Consider the following 16,283-nt stretch of genomic DNA (forward strand, 5'->3'; position numbering starts at 1 on the left):
TGACCAGCTACCACAACAAAATAAGGTAGCTTAACTAGAGCAGAGTATCACTTATAAATAAGCTTTTAGTTGTTCAAACATGTGGGACCACCTCTTATCTTATTTATAGTATTTGCTTGTACCCTAAGCAGTTTTTGTTTTTGTACATGACACTTATTTCACAACCATGTGACTAATTATGTCCTTATGTGACTTATTATGCCTGTGACAGACATTGAACAGAAGTCGCATTTACCGCAAGATTATGTGAGAAATAACGTACATAGAGGCAATGGCTGTAACCTTTTAAAAAAACCTTGTAAATTTTAACCATTTGCAAAATCACTTTATATTTATAGGTAACCTGTCAAAAAATTCAGACTCAAGAATATAATTATCATCAATTAAGATCTTCAATTAAATCAAATACAGGAATAAGTAAATTATTTAATTATAAAAAGTTTGCAATAACACACCTTATATTCAAAGTTTAAATACCTTTGCGTTAGCGATGCCCCACTTTTCGTAAGGGTTGCCAAACCTTGCGCTACAAACAAAGCACTGCTTTTTTTTGCTCATGGGCGAGGGGGTGTCCTGTAGCTCCACCCAACATGGAGACATCCATGTCGCCACACGATAGGATCACCATCTAGGGTTCAATAGTACAAAAATTGAATTGATAACTAACAGATTCTAAAAGTTCATACAAAAATAGAAGTTTTATTTCTGACTAATGATTTGATAGAAACCACTTGTATGATTAATAAGGTGGTTTGACTAGACCCAAATTTAAAACTTAATTTAAAAAATAGATTGATTCTCTTTGAGGTAAAATTCAGCATTTAATTTTAATAAAAAAGCCCTGTAGTCTCTCCCAAAACTACAAGGCTTAGCGGCTGTAAGTTTCCTCTTATCACTTACTTTCCTGTAAGTTCGCAGTCTCACGACTTTAAATTATTATTATTTTGCGATTTTACTCAACGATCCTTGCTGAGTTCTTTATGTCTTCATCATCTCAAAAAGTAACAAGAAGCTCTATGCGCAAATCTCTCGAATTCATGTAAGCAATTTCGTACATAGAGGCAAATTATCAACAAAAACTACAAAATAACTATGCCGTGTTAATCATGCTAACCAATCCACTCATTCTAGTTGTGGTGGTGTCTAAAGCGTGGATAAATGCTTGTTGATCAACCAGTAAACTCACCACTGATTTAGCCCGTGTAATAGCAGTATAAATCAACTCTTGGCTCAATAAGCGTGTTGCTGTAACATCCAAAACTACTGCAGTATGGGTGAATTCTGAACCCTGAGATTTATGAATGGTTAAAACAAAAGCGGTTTGCATCGATTTAGGCAAACGTGTTGCAGCAATCCATTTGTCTAAACTGGGGAAATAGACTTCAAATTGATCAACATTCTGGCGATGTTTTAGACAAATTCCGATATCTCCATTGGAAAGACCAAGTTGATAATCGTTATAGCTCATCATCACAGGACGCCCAACATACCAGTCACCATAACGAGCCAATGTTGGAAGATATTCAAATAATGCTTTTTCCATTTCATGGTTTAAGCTATTCAATCCCAATGCACCGTGCCGAACAGCCGTTAAAATACGATATAGGTCAAATGCTTGTGTCACCGCTTCAATCTGATGATGAGAGTCGTCGGCGATCAGATAGTTGTTTAAACTTTGAAAATAAGCTTGAAAACCTAAACTGAGTTTTTGGTAATACTGCATTAGATCTGCTGGAAAAATCTTTTCAGGCAGATATTCAAGCTGAATCACATCTTGCATATTTGCTTTGAGTTCAACTGGTTTAAGCGCACTAGCTGCAACAATCTCTTGCTCAAAATTCGCCAATAATTCTGCACGGGCTATACTTTGATTTTGCTGTGATTGAATAAACTGTGCCATTTTTCCAATTAAGGCACCCTCTTTAAAGCGTTGACTGGTCTGTAGATTGACCCGATTGTACTGTAATGATTGTACATTCTGTAAATCTGCCAATACCGAACCGACATCCACAGAAGCCAATTGATTGGCATCGCCCAAAAGAATTAAACGGCAATGCTCAGGAATCGCCTCAAACAACATCGTGGCTAAATTTAAATCCAACATTGATGCTTCATCGACTATGACCACATCATAAGGTAATCGCTGTCTCAGATTAAAACGTGGAATATGCTGATTTCCCAAACCCAATAACCGATGTAAAGTCATGGGGTTGAATTGATTTTGATTCAATCCAAAGCTTTGTAATTTTGGGTCACTTAAAGATTTTTGTAGTGCTTCGCCCATTCTTTGTGCGGCTTTACCTGTGGGCGCAGCCATTGCAATACGAATATCAGGAATGGTTTGCTGTAATACTGCAATTATTCTTGCCAAAGTATAAGTTTTCCCCGTTCCTGGCCCGCCTGTAATGATATTGAAAGCGTTACCCGCCACCATCTTCAAAGCAGCGCTTTGATGCGGATCATTAAGAAGATGATCAAACCCTACAATATCAATTTGTTGAATTTCAGACTGTTTTAACCTTTCGACTTGTACAGATAAACGTCGCTCAAGTTGCCAATAGCGGTACAGATAAATCAACCCATGCTGTTGAACAAATGGTGCAATCGTTGTTTCAGCCACATCATGGTCAACAATTAGTGGCTTTAATAGGACTATATTTTGATCCTCTGCTGAGATGCAGCTATCCCCTTGAGTCGTCGCCAACAAAATCTCTTGCACTAATTCAACTGCATATTCGTCTAATTCTAAAGCTGTGGAATACTGTGATAAAACATATTTACTCCATACCTCAATCCATTGCGGGACTTGGCTTTCTAAATCCTGTTTATTTTCCACACGGTTATCCTCAGAGTTATCTACAAGGTTTTCAACAGAGTTATCCACAGAATAACTTATTGTTTGCAAAGATGTTCAAGCAACTATTCACACGATTCAACTGGATTTATCCTCAGTAAAATAGCCCAATATGGCATCAAGTCTTAAAATAAATTCCGTAGTGGGTCGCCAGAAGTAGTAACCTTGTCCGCTTTGACCATTCATACCACGTAAATACAAATAGGTTGCGCCTCCCAGATCACGATCAATTTGATAATCTTCGAGCTGGATTTTCAAATAACGATGCAATGCCACCAAATACAAAGATGCCTGTAGCCAATAACTGGCATGCGACATGCTGTCCTGAACAGCTTCAAATGAATAACTTTGCTGATCTACACCCAAAAAATTACTTTTATAATCGGCAATATGATATTGCTGACCATCAAAAAACACCAAATCAATTGACCCATTTAAATAACGTGCTGAATTGGCATCTTTAAACTCAGGCATTGCAATGGCATGCTCATCAAACAATTGATGTATACGTTTAATTGCCAAAACTCGATCTGAAAGGGCCAGATAAAATGGAAACTCAGCTAAATGTTCGTGTGGTTCAAGTTGCTCCATTTTAAAATGACTGAGAATCGGAGTCGATAAAACATCCTGTAACCACTCAGCCATCCAGTCAATCAGCTTCTCTTCTACAGCGTGTTCTGTTTGAGAAACGCCCTCACTCAAATTGTCGTTGAGAAAAGCCTGCTGATATTTTTCCAGTAACTCCGTCCATAAACTTGAATAATCATTTTTAAAGCGACGGCGTATTTCCAAACGCCAGTAATGCGTATCTTTGAAATCAATATGTTCAAAAATTTCATGCAAAAAATTGCCTGCAACCGTCCCCATTGGAAAATTGGCTTTGATCCAAGCAATAGGCTGAGTTGAAATTTCATCTGGTGTGGTTTCAGCAATAGGCTGTTGAATTTCATCTTCTGCTGGTTCTAACTTTTGTTCAGAAACCGCTAACGCATCTTGAATTTGTTGCCGAGTTAAATGCTGGGCCAAAGCACTAAAACTGGTTTTGCCACGAGGATAAAAACGTTGAGTAGGAAAGGCTTGTGCAAGTAAAGGCAATTGAACGTCGCTCTTGGCCTTTTCTAAATGCGATGGGCATTCAGTCAACAACGCCTCCATAGCACTTCCAGCATGTTGAAAAGTGTTTGTACCCTGACCTCGCCAAAATGCCAATCCAGTTGTTGATTTTTCCTTTACATCACTCAGCATCGCATAAACGCGATAACTGGCACGTGTCAGTGCCACATACCACAAACGGTGATGCTCTGCTAATGCACGCTCATTGTGCTGCTCAATATCTTTTTTATCGAGAAGATTGGCATCATTGATAGCGACTACACGTTGTTGTTCATTCTGTCCTGTTCGTACATTCAGTTGTTCAACGGTCGAGAAATTCAGCGTTTTATTGATCTCTTTAAACTCTTTATCGGCTCCCAATAAAAACACAAACTTAAATTCGAGCCCTTTGGATTGGTGAATGGTCATCAACTGAACCCCTGCCTCATTGGACAGTTTCCTTTCCATCTCCCACTCTCGTTCCATTGGCGAAGTGAGTTGTTTTAAATACCAATGATAAAGATTTTGTGCACCTTGATAATCTTCACTGTGCTGACTCAATAACTCAGTTAAATGACGTAAATTCACCACCACACGTTCATTGTCACGACTGTGTTTTTCCACCAATTTTGTCCAGGCAGAAAATTGATTGAGCAGATATTGCCAAGCTGTTAAAAACCCTTGATTGAGCCACATCTCACGAATCTGATCGAACAGTGCAATATAGACACTCAGACCATCGGCATGCTGTTCCAAGGCAATCAACGCTTTTAGATCAAAGCCGATCAAACGACTTAACAAAGCGCGTTTTACTTTGGCTTCATGATAAGGATGCAAAATTGCAGCTAGCACAGCCCCAACATCTCGTGCAATCTGACATTCAAAGACACTTTTTTTCGATGGTCGACTGGTTCGAATCCCTAAAAATTCCAACGTGGATTGTGCTTTATCTAAGCCATCATGGTTTTTCGAGAGGATGGCGATATCGTTTTCATCTACTGCACGATGCACTGATTTTTCAATAAAATATAAACTGCCTTGAATCCCTTGATTCAGTAGCTCACGAATTTTCCATGCTACTTGTTCAGCTTCTTGGTTTTTATCTTCGAGCTTTATCCACCTTAAAGGCAGTGGATTAACATGGGTTTGATCAATCAAATCTGGATGCGGACGAGAACCAGCTTGCACTGGTGTATATATCACCTGTTCACCAAAATCCATTTGCTGTTGAAATAAAGCATCAACAACTTCAACCAAAGGCTTTACCGAACGGTGATTATAAATCAGATTATATTCATACCCTTCTTTACCAAACACGTCCTGATGTGCTTTTAAAAAGGTCAACATATCCCCGCCACGAAAACCATAAATTGCCTGCTTACGGTCACCAACCATAATCATACACCCCTGTTTGACACGACTTGGATGACGCCATATTTGTGCCAACATATCATCTTGATCTTGGTTGGTATCCTGAAATTCATCAACCAAAATCAGGGGATAACGAGCATGGACAAAGGTCGCAAAACGCTGACCTTGTTCACCTTGCAAAGCATCTGCAAGGGTCCGAATTTGTTGTGCAAAGGTGGTTTCGCCTTTTTGTTGCAACACTTGAGGCAAACGTGTTTTAACTTCTTTTGCTAAGTAATATTTTAAGAATGTATTCGTACCAAGCAATTGATTTTCAAAAGTTTCAATCTGCGCATAAATAGTGAGTAATTGTTGAATAAGGGAATGATGATAAAAATCGGATTGTACGTTTTCAGGTGCAGCTTTTTTAAAAATTTGCTGCTCGCGAATCACCTTAATCAAGGTTGCAAAGTCGGACTTTTCAACACCCAGCTTTGAACTTAAATAATGCTTATAGTCATGCTGTTGTAGGGTTTGAATAATTCGTGGCAAGCTCTTGGCAAAAATACGATTCAATCGATCATTTCTAAATTTTGTCCCATTCACAAATTTATAAAACTCACCATCCAATAAATAATAATTTTGCAAAGTCTGTAATTGAGCAAGTTGAATCTGAGCAAGCTGTTCAGTGGCTTGTTGGAATGCCAAAGCATCTGCATTGGAGAATTTGGGTTCAATAAAATTTGCTGAGGCAAAATTTAAACTTTGTTCAACTGTTGCAACATAATAATCTACACTATATAACTCCCCAGCAAACATCAAACTGTCCACAATATCTTGGGGTTGTTTTTGAATCCATGCGCGAAGTACATCGTGAATCAATTGCTGACTATAACTTTTCGCATCATCAGTAATTTCAGCTCGCTCAATTTTGCCACTTTCAAAAGCGAACTCACGCAGTAATTTCTGACTAAAACTATCCAAAGTCCCGACAAAAAGTTCATCCAGCTGATCAATCACCAATTTCAACCGTTCACAGGCATAAGCAACCCGTGAAGCAAACATTTTTAATATTTTAGAAAATAATGGATCTGACTCTTGGATTGCTTTGGTCAAGACTTGCGCTTCGGTTAATTCACGACACGAGTCAAAATAGCGGTATGTTTCTTGTAATCGTAAGCGAATACGTGTTTTCAATTCCGCTGCAGCTTTACGGGTAAATGTGGTCGCAATGACTTGACTAGGTAAGTATTTTTCTAAAAATATTCGCACCATCAAGCTTGAAAGCGTATAGGTTTTACCTGTGCCTGCTGAAGCTTCGATCCAGTGCAATCCAGCAAATTGCATATCCTCAATCGGATGAATCGAAACTCTTTTGGCTGTGTGATTTTGTGCTGTCGGCAACTGTGAATTTACGGAAGTCATGTTTATTCCTCCGCAACAAATTGATGCTGATAAATCGGCTGATACAACGCATAGGCGAAGTGATCACAGGCATGTTTTAACAATGCGGTTGCATCTTGTTCTTGCAAAATAAATTGCCAGTCCCGATGTTTTTTACTCCATTCCATTTCAGTCAAATCATAAGGTAAAAACGCATCACTTTTATTCCATTCAGTTAAAAGATCTGCAAAGTTATTGATTAACATGCTTTCCACATGATGTTGTGTATCCGCATTTAAACCATGTCCAGCTAAGCCACCTTCAACAGTCCCTAGTGACCATTCCAACTGCTTATTATTTTCAGCGGGTTTTAATAACAAACCCGCAGGCAGAACTAGAGGTTCCGATTGGGCATAAGCAAATGCTTTAAACCACGGCAATAAATATACTTTTGCCTGTTCTGAACTTAAACCTGTACTGATGATCGTGACATCACTAAATACCGCAATACGTTGTAGCGTTTTGGACTTTTCAGCATCTACATTTAAATAGCTTAACCAGAGTAAATATTCTAACCAAACTTTGGCACGACGTTTAGCACGACCACTTGACGCATCCAAACTTACCCAATGCTGTCCTGCTTGCTGAGGTACTGTAATATTCATAATCAAACCAGCGTCAATTCGCCATTGGCGTTGCGTTGTCAACGTCACATCAGTAGCATAACGCTGTAAACGCTCTTTTAAACTGTCTTGTTCCGCCAAACTGATTTGCCATGCGCTGTGCTGAACCTTGCCAATGGGTAATTGATTTTGCAGTAATCCAATCTCTTGAGACCAAGAATCTTCAGCGGAATGAGCTGATTGTTTCTGTAAGAAATCTCGAATCTGATAACGTGCCAAACCATCCAAAATTAAGGGTTCATTCATTGCAGGGATATCTTCTGCGCGCAGATTCTCTACACCTAAAGTTTTTAAATATAATTGTGCTGGGAAAGTGACATCTTGAATCCATTGTCGCGCATCCAAAACAGTGAGCTCTTCTTGAACAACAGGGTATTGTGTATTTGCCCAAGCCCCACGTTTAGCAAGCATTTCCGCTTGACGGATTTGTTGTGCAACATTGAACCATTGGTCTTGAAAACGAAGCGGTGTTGTTGATTCAAAACCAGTTGGATCAAAAGGCTGTAAGCTGTGAATTTGAAATAAACACTGCAAATGTTCAGGGACCTGAATCCCGTTAAGTTCAATCATATGATCAACAGGACTGATATCTTTATTGTCCGTAGATAATGCTGTTTCAGATTGGGCAATCAGGGCAATATGATTGACCAATTCCTGTAAAACGCTAGATGGCTCACGAACTTCACCATCACTCACATCAAAGCCATTATAAAATAACCATAGATTTTCCTGCGCCAATAACAAAGCATCTAAGAAAGCCCCTTGATCATCATCAAGACGTGAACGATCCCCCAATTGTGGCTTGAGAATTTTCATTAAATCAAAGGGTAAATGCACATTTCGATCTGGAAACTTACCCCCATCCAAATTTAACAGGACGATCAACTTATAAGGCAAAGGACGAATCTGACCAATTTGGCTAAAGGTAATCTGACCTGTCGGTAAAGCCTGATCAATTTGACCTTCTAATAAATTTTGAATTTCATTCAATAGATAAGGTAAAGGTAAATAAATATTTTTAAGAATAGGTTGTGCGTGTTCATCATAAAAACTGGCTAATGTCAGCATCCGCTCTTGTTTTTTGACAATTTCACGTACGACTTTTAACGACTCAACACCGGCTTGTTCAAACTCAACAATGTCTTGCATCAGTAGTTTTAACCATGCCTCAACATTGCATTTTAAAGCAGTATTTTTTCCCAACTCATGCGCAATCATCCAGTCACGGCGAGCATCAAAATCTTGATAAATCTGAATCAGTTTAGCCACTAACTCAAAATCACTTTGCAAAATTTGTGCATAACTAAGGGTATTTTCAAAAATCGTATGTTCTGGAATCGCAATACCTAAAGCCAAACGATCAAGGGCAAATTTAAAACTAAAACGGAAATCTTCATCATCCTGGCTTAACGATCGTCGTAAATGTTGTGCATCTAGACCACGTTTAAACCCTGCATTGATCAATAACTCAATCATTCTTTCTGTATTTGAAATATCCAAACCGTAACGTAATTGCGTAGCATTTAAACTTAACCAATCTGCAAAATTCTCAACACTAAAACGACCTTCCACCAGTTGAATACGGCCTAAAACAGCACGCCAAGCATTATTGGCATCCAGTTGCGTTACTCCAGCAATCTTCGCGGGTAGATAAATACTGTCTTGGTTTGGTGTATGCGGAAATACACTGCGAATAAGCGGTTCAATTTGTTTTAAATCTGGTACTAAAACCAAAACATCACTTGGTCGATGTGGCCGTTCAGCAGTATTTTTCATCAACCAAGCAACCAATTGGTCTTTTAACACTTCAAGCTGTCGTAAAGACGAATGACACACATGGATTTGAATCGAGTCATCCGTTTTAGCAATTGGGTAAGCATGTGGTTCAGGCTCAACCAAATACAGAATATCTGATTGTAATTTGCTTAATAAATGAGTCGGTTCTTCATCCACAAACGCATCCACCCATTGTCCTTCTTCACCTGAAGATAAATTGGACAAGATCGAAAAATGGTCACGAGCTTGCTTACCAAAACGGGTTAATAATGGATGCCGTGATTCACGAATTTCCGCATTAAAATTTAAAGTAAATTCATCAAAAAACTTTTGAATATCTGCATCGGTCGCTTTAGGATATTTGCTGACAAAACGCGCCTTTACCCGCAAATCATATTGTTTTTTCCAGTTTGGATCGACACTGTCGGCCCAATATTCTTGTGATGGGTTGTAATGTAAAATTACCACATCCAAATATTGTCCCAATCGTCTTAAAAACTGTAATTGACTCGGTGGCAAGTCCAATAAAGTAAATATAATCAGCTGGCTAGGTAATTTCTTTAAAGCTTGAGGACGTTGAAGATCATCATCCATGATTTGCCAAAAATCATGATCAATACTTTGCATTTCAATAAAATCATCATGAAATGTATGTTGCCACAGCCAACGTTGCCAAGTTTCCAACTCTTGTGCTTGATTTAAAGTAAATGCTGAAACTTGTTGATTGGTTTTAAAAAATTGCTGTTCTAGGTTAAGTGCTTGACCATGTCCCCACTGCCCTAACCAATTGCTTGGGCAGCTACATGACTGTCCATTGTTCAGTTGGCAACCGCGTTGACAGTCCCCACGATACAACATGTAATGACTGAATAATTTTGACACTTGTTCAGAGACCCAATACAACATACTTTGTTTTTTGAGTTGCTTCTCTAAACCTTGCTCTAGTTGCGAGGCTGCATCATAAATACGTTGGATAATGCCATGCAAAGGATGATCTTGGGCTAAGCTATTTTCATCCTGCTCTATAAAACTTTTCAACGTTTGATAAATTCGCCACTTCATAATCAAACGCGGAATATTGGCTTTACGGACTTTATCTTTGTCATCTAAAACTTGCTGATAAGCAAACCACTGAAAACCACGAATCCGCTGATGAAATTGGCTATTCGCACTAATGCCTTGTTGTTCAGCAATACGTTGGCTCAACCATTCCTGTACAGCAGGACTTGGAACAATAAAATGTTGCGTTTGCAAGACAGCAAAAGGTTTTTTGGATGGCTTAATGGTATTTTGCAAAAGTCCTTGCACCAAGACATCAATGCGTTGGCTTTGAATCACATGAATTGCCATATATCCTCAACTGTCAATATTTAACTGTCTACGTTTATGCACAAAACATAAACATTCGCCACTATACAACACCATCATACTATGGCATTTTTAAAACATTATTTGGAAATAACTTCACAATTTCAAGCTTAAACATGCGTTTTCAAAAATATGAGAAAAAGCTTGAAACAAAGGTAATTGTTTTATGAAAATTGATAAACTTCCAGACTCAATCGATCCAAGCTTAAATTTAGAACAGATTCGTGATGAATGTTTGGAGCAAGTTAAAAAGCGCTCTTACGTATCTGCTGGAGTCGCCGTGATTCCTGTTCCGTTTTTAGATGTTGTGATTGATGTGGGTATGCTGTCTCTTCTCATCCCTGAAATCAATGCCCGTTTTGGTTTAGCGCCAGATCAAATCAGTGTTTATGACCCTGCAACCAAGAAAATTCATTGGAATGAACTGCGCAAACGTGGTTTTGAATTTTCAGGTTTGGTGGTTGCACGTACTGCAGTAAAAGCATCATTGAATAATATGGCCGCTAAAATCATTACTAAACAGGTGACTAAGTTTATCCCGCTAGGTGGTTCAATCATTGCTGCAAGTCTAGGCTATATCGTAATGAAGAAAGTTGCGGAAGCACATGTAGAGGAATGCTATAAATTAGCGAAAGATATTCAAAACAAACAAACTCAAAAGTTAGTGAGCTAAATATTCCTAATTTGAATATGTATAAAGCGGATTCTTAATCCGCTTTATTTTTTATATGTAACAGAAAAAATAATCAATTAAATTAAAAAACGATTTCTGATCCATGTTTCAATTTTCTTACGATTAATACCCTTAGTGACAGTTATATACGCAATTTTCTCTAAATTAAATTGAACATTTAGCACTTGCTCAATATTTGTCAAAAACAGGTTTAAATATAATAAATCAACTTCTGGTAATTTATCCGGCTCAATATCGATAGTGAATATATGGCTTTCCCTCATCTTTATCCGCTTTCTTTCTGATGAAGAATCGTTATAAATATCGATTAAATATGTATCATTCAATGCTTCAGGCGAATTTAATCTAATTTCTAGTATATAACGACGGTTCTTTTCTTCATCAGTAAGTTCTCTTGGAGTCAACCATTCACCATCGGTTGTTAAAGTAAATGAAATTGACCAATTGAATGGATCAACTGGATGAATATCTAATCGCTTCAATAATTGATAAGCAGGCAACTCAGGTAAGCGTTGATCATAATACTGTTGAATCTGCTCAACAGAAGGATGTAACTCTTCCAAGAAATTAAAAACTTCAAAAAGATTTGCTAAATACACAGGCTGATGACGAATATTTTCTAAAATAAAATCATCAAAATATTGAATAACTTCAGGATTTTTAGAGAAACTTAATATAGACCAGACTGCTCTTAAACTTCCTATATCATGATTGCTTAAATCATAAAGCTCATTTCTCAGTTGATATTTAGCTAAACAATTGAGCAAAAACTTATCTACTTCGCTGGTAGAAAGCATATGTAATTTATGAACATTTTTACGATCAGGTAAATATGAATCATTGTCTAGTTTTCGAATCAACTGATTAACTAACTTTTCACTCGGCTGAGTTAAGTACTGTTTATGATCGAGCAAAATCTTTTGTAATGATCTCATAGGAACCAACGCTTAAAACATTTAATCCGCTTTTAACTGCTTTAAAATCGTTTTGAGGATTTGAATACGTGCCGTGTACTTATCATTGGTCGCAACCACATGCCACGGCGCAGACTCGGTATCAGTTCGCTCAAACATATCCGCAGCAGCATTTAAATAATCATCCCAATGTCCACGATTTCGCCAGTCATCAGGGGTGATTTTAAAGCGTTTATGCGGTGTTTGTTCGCGTGCTTTAAAACGTGCTTCTTGTTCATCTTTGCTGATTGCCAACCAGAATTTAACCAACACCGTTTGATTATCCGTTAAATCTTTTTCAAAGCGATTAATTTCATCATAGGCACGTTGCCATTCCGCAGGCTTGGCAAAGCCTTCAATACGTTCAACCAATACTCGACCATACCAAGTACGATCAAAAATGCTGATTTTTTCCTCGGGTTGAATCTTGGTCCAAAAACGCCATAAATAGGGTCGACGCAATTCATACTGTTCTGGTGCAGCAATGGTATAAATCTCATATTCACGCGGATCAAGATTTTTCACAATACGCTTGATTGCCCCACCTTTACCAGCTGCATCCATGCCTTCAAAGGTAATAATGACATTGCGTGAATCATTCCGTAGCGCTTCCGATACTTTTTTTGTTAATTTCTTTAATTCAGTTTTGTATTGGTCTTTATCCAGTTCTTCTGTGCTGGGTTGCAATAAACACTCAGGTACAGTTGCCTGTTTCCACTTGGTTCTTACCGTTGTTTTATGTCGAGGCAACTGCTTTAATGCTTGCAGAATATACTGAGCAAATTGTTGGTCTCGGGCAACACAATCTTCACAGTCAATCACATACCAATCATCAGTAAAACGCTGACGTAATTTTTGCACAATATCATATTGTTTTTTATTCCGCCAATCCAAGCCCATTAGCTTATGCCAATGCTGTTCTGATGCATCCATCGCATCTAAACGCTTTTGTAAGCTTTTCCAGGGTAAATCAAACCAAATTTTGATCACATCGACATGATTATTTTTTAGGTCTTGTTCATAAGCGCGCATATTTTCGATATAGGTATCGAACAAAGTTTCATCTAAGGGTTTAGAAACATGCATGGCTGTTGACAATAAATCACTGTACCAATTACCAAAGAACAGCTGGATTTGCCCTTCTGATGGAATGTGCCGTGCATAAGGCTGCCAAAAACTTTGTTTATTGCTAAATAAACTTGGTGGGTCTGCTTTAACACGTAAATAACGAGGATCAACCCATTCTCGTAATTGTTTAACCGCTTCCCCTTTCCCCGCAAGCTCGATACCACTGACTAAAATGACCAGGCTTTTGGCATTATTTTTATCTTTAGAATTCTTTAAGGCATATTGTGCCTCAATCAGATCAACGGATAACTCTTCTTCATCACGCAACGCAAACGCTAATTGTTCTTCAATCATCTGCTTCTCTATGGTCTGAAACTTCAATTGAGTATACCTATTCCCAAAAACAGAGTTATATTATTTTCTGTATAAAATCTTTGATATTGTCTATTTAAAAATCCACTGACTATATTTCTCTATTGTTTTTTTACTTTTGTCATAGTGATACCTAGCAACTGCCTTTATGCTGTTGCTAAACGAAATCCAGAGTTTCTGTATGTCAAAACTTGCTGCACTAGATCAGCTTTTAGAACAATATCAACAATTGAGTTATCACAGTGACCCAATTCTAGAAAAACGCCTGCATGAAGCGCAGGACTGGTTAAAAATGCGTATTGAAAAGACCCATCATGCGCTATTCAATCAAAAAGAAAATCAATTGATGGCAAAATATTTCATCAACCGTTTATATGGTGGTCCTGAATTTGATGATTTGGCAATACAGATTGAACGTTTGCTAAAATATGCGCACAAAGCAGAAAAAATTCTTCCTGAAAATGCCATTAAGACTGGCTTAAAATCCGTTGGATTGGCGGTACTGGCCATGCAACTTGATGAGCAGGTTGCTGCACAATTACTTAAGGATTACCCTGTTGATCAAGTGATTGATGATGAAATGATGCGACTGACCTTACTAAAATTAGATCAAGCAAAAGCCCGTCAACAACAGCTAGCTTTATTGGATGATTTGGGTGGAGCACTAGACAAATACATGCGTTCATTCATTATGCATACTGCATTTAAAATGTGTAAAGGTACTGCAACAAAATATAAATTTGAATTGATGTATGACTTTATTGGAGAGGGTTTTATTGCGATGAAGCCAATGAAATCTGCAGCTGATTTTATCCATGCATTTACCCTAAAAGAACGTGATATTGTCGAAAAAGTGCATGCTGGAGATCCCAATCCATTTCAAGATTAATTTAATTTTTGGCTGTATCAAACCGATCTCTAAGATCGGTTTTTGTATATTATTCATAACAATTTCATGATGAGGACTGCAAAATTATGCAGAATCTGTCATTATGCAGAGCAATATAAAATTTCCCATTTTTGTGTTCAGGAGTGACTCAAATGTCGAATGAAAACCAAAAGCCTACAGCCCCTGCTGAAACGGCAACGAATACAGACAAAGTGAGTCCATTTCTAACAGAACCATTACCACAAGGTACTCCACAAGGTCAGCAACAGTCCTTACAGCAACAACAGGTTGATACGCCAGTTTCTGGGACTGTGCCAAAATACAACCTCCCACGTGGTGCCAATACAGGTAATGTCGGCGCAACCACGCATTTCGGCTACAAAACTGTTAATAGTGAAGAAAAAGCGCAAAAAGTCGCTGAAGTCTTCCATTCTGTAGCAAGCAAATACGACATTATGAATGATTTAATGTCATTCGGTATTCACCGCCTCTGGAAACGCTTTGCGATCAATATGTCAGGTGTACGTCGTGGTCAGCACGTGCTTGATATTGCAGGCGGTACAGGTGACTTAGCCAAAGTTTTCAGCCGTGAAGTTGGTCCAACAGGTCATGTGGTTTTATCCGATATTAACGAGTCCATGTTGAATGTTGGTCGTGATCGTTTGATTGATGCTGGCTGTACCAATGTTGATTTTGTATTGGCCAATGCTGAAACCTTAGAGCCATTTGCAGACAATAGTTTTGACTTGCTCACCATCAGTTTTGGTCTACGTAATGTGACTGATAAAGATGCTGCACTCCAAGCGATGTATCGTGTATTAAAGCCAGGTGGTCGTTTACTGATTCTTGAGTTCTCAAAACCAGTATTTGAACCATTTTCAAAGCTCTATGATTTCTATTCATTCACGGCTTTACCATTTATGGGTAAAGTTGTTGCCAATGATGCGGAAAGTTATAAGTATTTGGCTGAATCTATTCGTATGCATCCAGACCAACGTACCTTAAAAGGTATGATGGAAAGTGCCGGTTTCCAAAACTGTGATTACCACAATTTAACCGGTGGTATTGTGGCGGTACACCGTGGCTTTAAACTGTAATTTCCCCAAGATATAACAAGCAAGGTTGAATTATGTGGTCAATTCTGGCACTCGGTGCAGTTGAACGATTAATCAATCAGTTTATTAATTTGGATGCAATTACCCGCATCCAATTTAATCAGTTACAAGGCAAACTGTTACGTGTCGTGATGGATACGCCACAGCTTTCTGTCGATGTTTACTTTGATCAAAATAAAATCCGTCTTGAACCGACTGTGACTGGTAAAAGCAAAACACCTTCAATTTTTGAACAACGTCCTTTTGACAAAAATGTTGCGATTGCAGAAGCGACAGCAACATTACATGTAAAGAATGTTGTTGAATTGGCTAAATTATTTGTTGCGGATGATATTGGCAATATTCCCCTACAAGGTGATTATCACCTGTTACAGGATATTCAAAATATTATCCAACAGCTTGAGCCTGATTTGGCGGCCCAGCTTAGCCCGTGGATTGGTCCTGCACTCGCACATGAAATTGGCAAAATCCAACTGGCGCCAAAGCATCTCAAACGCTCACTGCAAAGTCATTTATTTTTTGTAGAAGACTTTTTAAAAGAAGATACTGGTGTATTGGCTCCGCGTTGGCAAATGGATGACCTGCAACAAGATACCCGTCAACTTAACCAAAATATTGACCGACTTGAAGCAAAAATTCAGCAACTTCAATCTCACTTTACTCAAAATCAAAATCAGGTAATTTAA

At 38.2% G+C, this 16,283-nt stretch carries 9 protein-coding genes; 4 read left to right on the forward strand and 5 right to left on the reverse strand.

The features are described 5' to 3' along the window. Nucleotides 1-1,090: 1,090 nt before the first annotated feature. From recD to ACG916_RS07225, 3 genes are all read right to left on the reverse strand, one after another. On the reverse strand, nucleotides 1,091-2,836 hold the full coding sequence (gene recD, locus ACG916_RS07215; RefSeq protein WP_419328027.1) for an exodeoxyribonuclease V subunit alpha: 1,746 nt from the start codon (nucleotides 2,834-2,836) through the stop codon (nucleotides 1,091-1,093). A gap of 96 nt (nucleotides 2,837-2,932) precedes the next feature. Then, entirely contained in the window at nucleotides 2,933-6,721 is a 3,789-nt protein-coding gene (locus ACG916_RS07220) for a UvrD-helicase domain-containing protein (protein ID WP_419330338.1), read from the reverse strand. Nucleotides 6,722-6,723: 2 nt separating this feature from the next. Beyond that, nucleotides 6,724-10,488 carry an exodeoxyribonuclease V subunit gamma gene (locus ACG916_RS07225; protein ID WP_336953719.1) on the reverse strand — a complete coding sequence of 1,255 codons (3,765 nt, stop codon included), beginning with the start codon at nucleotides 10,486-10,488 and terminating at the stop codon, nucleotides 6,724-6,726. A gap of 184 nt (nucleotides 10,489-10,672) precedes the next feature. Here ACG916_RS07225 and ACG916_RS07230 point away from each other — a divergent pair, with 184 nt between their 5' ends. After that, a complete protein-coding gene (locus tag ACG916_RS07230; RefSeq protein WP_336953718.1) occupies nucleotides 10,673-11,179 on the forward strand; it encodes a hypothetical protein in 507 nt (168 codons plus the stop codon). 77 nt (nucleotides 11,180-11,256) lie between these two features. Here the strand turns inward: ACG916_RS07230 and ACG916_RS07235 are convergent, their stop codons facing one another. Both ACG916_RS07235 and pap read right to left on the reverse strand, forming a co-directional pair. Further along, on the reverse strand, nucleotides 11,257-12,135 hold the full coding sequence (locus ACG916_RS07235) for a hypothetical protein (RefSeq protein WP_419327967.1): 879 nt from the start codon (nucleotides 12,133-12,135) through the stop codon (nucleotides 11,257-11,259). 21 nt (nucleotides 12,136-12,156) lie between these two features. Then, nucleotides 12,157-13,575 (reverse strand): polyphosphate:AMP phosphotransferase, encoded by a 1,419-nt coding sequence (gene pap / locus ACG916_RS07240; RefSeq protein ID WP_419327968.1) that lies wholly within the window; start codon nucleotides 13,573-13,575, stop codon nucleotides 12,157-12,159. A 199-nt stretch (nucleotides 13,576-13,774) separates the two neighbouring features. Here pap and ACG916_RS07245 point away from each other — a divergent pair, with 199 nt between their 5' ends. The 3 genes from ACG916_RS07245 to ACG916_RS07255 all read left to right on the forward strand — a co-directional run bounded on the left by ACG916_RS07245 (nucleotide 13,775) and on the right by ACG916_RS07255 (nucleotide 16,283). Continuing rightward, nucleotides 13,775-14,482: a DUF8198 family protein gene (locus tag ACG916_RS07245; protein WP_336953715.1), complete on the forward strand. Its 708-nt coding sequence runs from the start codon at nucleotides 13,775-13,777 to the stop codon at nucleotides 14,480-14,482. Nucleotides 14,483-14,634: 152 nt separating this feature from the next. Beyond that, nucleotides 14,635-15,579 (forward strand): bifunctional demethylmenaquinone methyltransferase/2-methoxy-6-polyprenyl-1,4-benzoquinol methylase UbiE, encoded by a 945-nt coding sequence (gene ubiE / locus ACG916_RS07250; protein WP_336953714.1) that lies wholly within the window; start codon nucleotides 14,635-14,637, stop codon nucleotides 15,577-15,579. 32 nt (nucleotides 15,580-15,611) lie between these two features. Beyond that, nucleotides 15,612-16,283 (forward strand): ubiquinone biosynthesis accessory factor UbiJ, encoded by a 672-nt coding sequence (locus ACG916_RS07255; RefSeq protein ID WP_419327969.1) that lies wholly within the window; start codon nucleotides 15,612-15,614, stop codon nucleotides 16,281-16,283.

The organism is Acinetobacter legionensis, assembly GCF_048552295.1.
Classification (GTDB): Bacteria; Pseudomonadota; Gammaproteobacteria; order Pseudomonadales; family Moraxellaceae; genus Acinetobacter.

Excerpts from the sequence above, each read along its gene's own strand:
- ACG916_RS07235 (WP_419327967.1), bottom strand. The coding sequence starts at position 12,135 with ATGAGATCATTACAAAAGATTTTGCTCGATCATAAACAGTACTTAACT.
- ACG916_RS07220 (WP_419330338.1), bottom strand. The coding sequence starts at position 6,721 with ATGACTTCCGTAAATTCACAGTTGCCGACAGCACAAAATCACACAGCC.
- pap (WP_419327968.1), bottom strand. The coding sequence starts at position 13,575 with ATGATTGAAGAACAATTAGCGTTTGCGTTGCGTGATGAAGAAGAGTTA.
- ACG916_RS07255 (WP_419327969.1), top strand. The coding sequence starts at position 15,612 with ATGTGGTCAATTCTGGCACTCGGTGCAGTTGAACGATTAATCAATCAG.
- ubiE (WP_336953714.1), top strand. The coding sequence starts at position 14,635 with ATGTCGAATGAAAACCAAAAGCCTACAGCCCCTGCTGAAACGGCAACG.
- ACG916_RS07230 (WP_336953718.1), top strand. The coding sequence starts at position 10,673 with ATGAAAATTGATAAACTTCCAGACTCAATCGATCCAAGCTTAAATTTA.
- ACG916_RS07245 (WP_336953715.1), top strand. The coding sequence starts at position 13,775 with ATGTCAAAACTTGCTGCACTAGATCAGCTTTTAGAACAATATCAACAA.
- ACG916_RS07225 (WP_336953719.1), bottom strand. The coding sequence starts at position 10,488 with ATGGCAATTCATGTGATTCAAAGCCAACGCATTGATGTCTTGGTGCAA.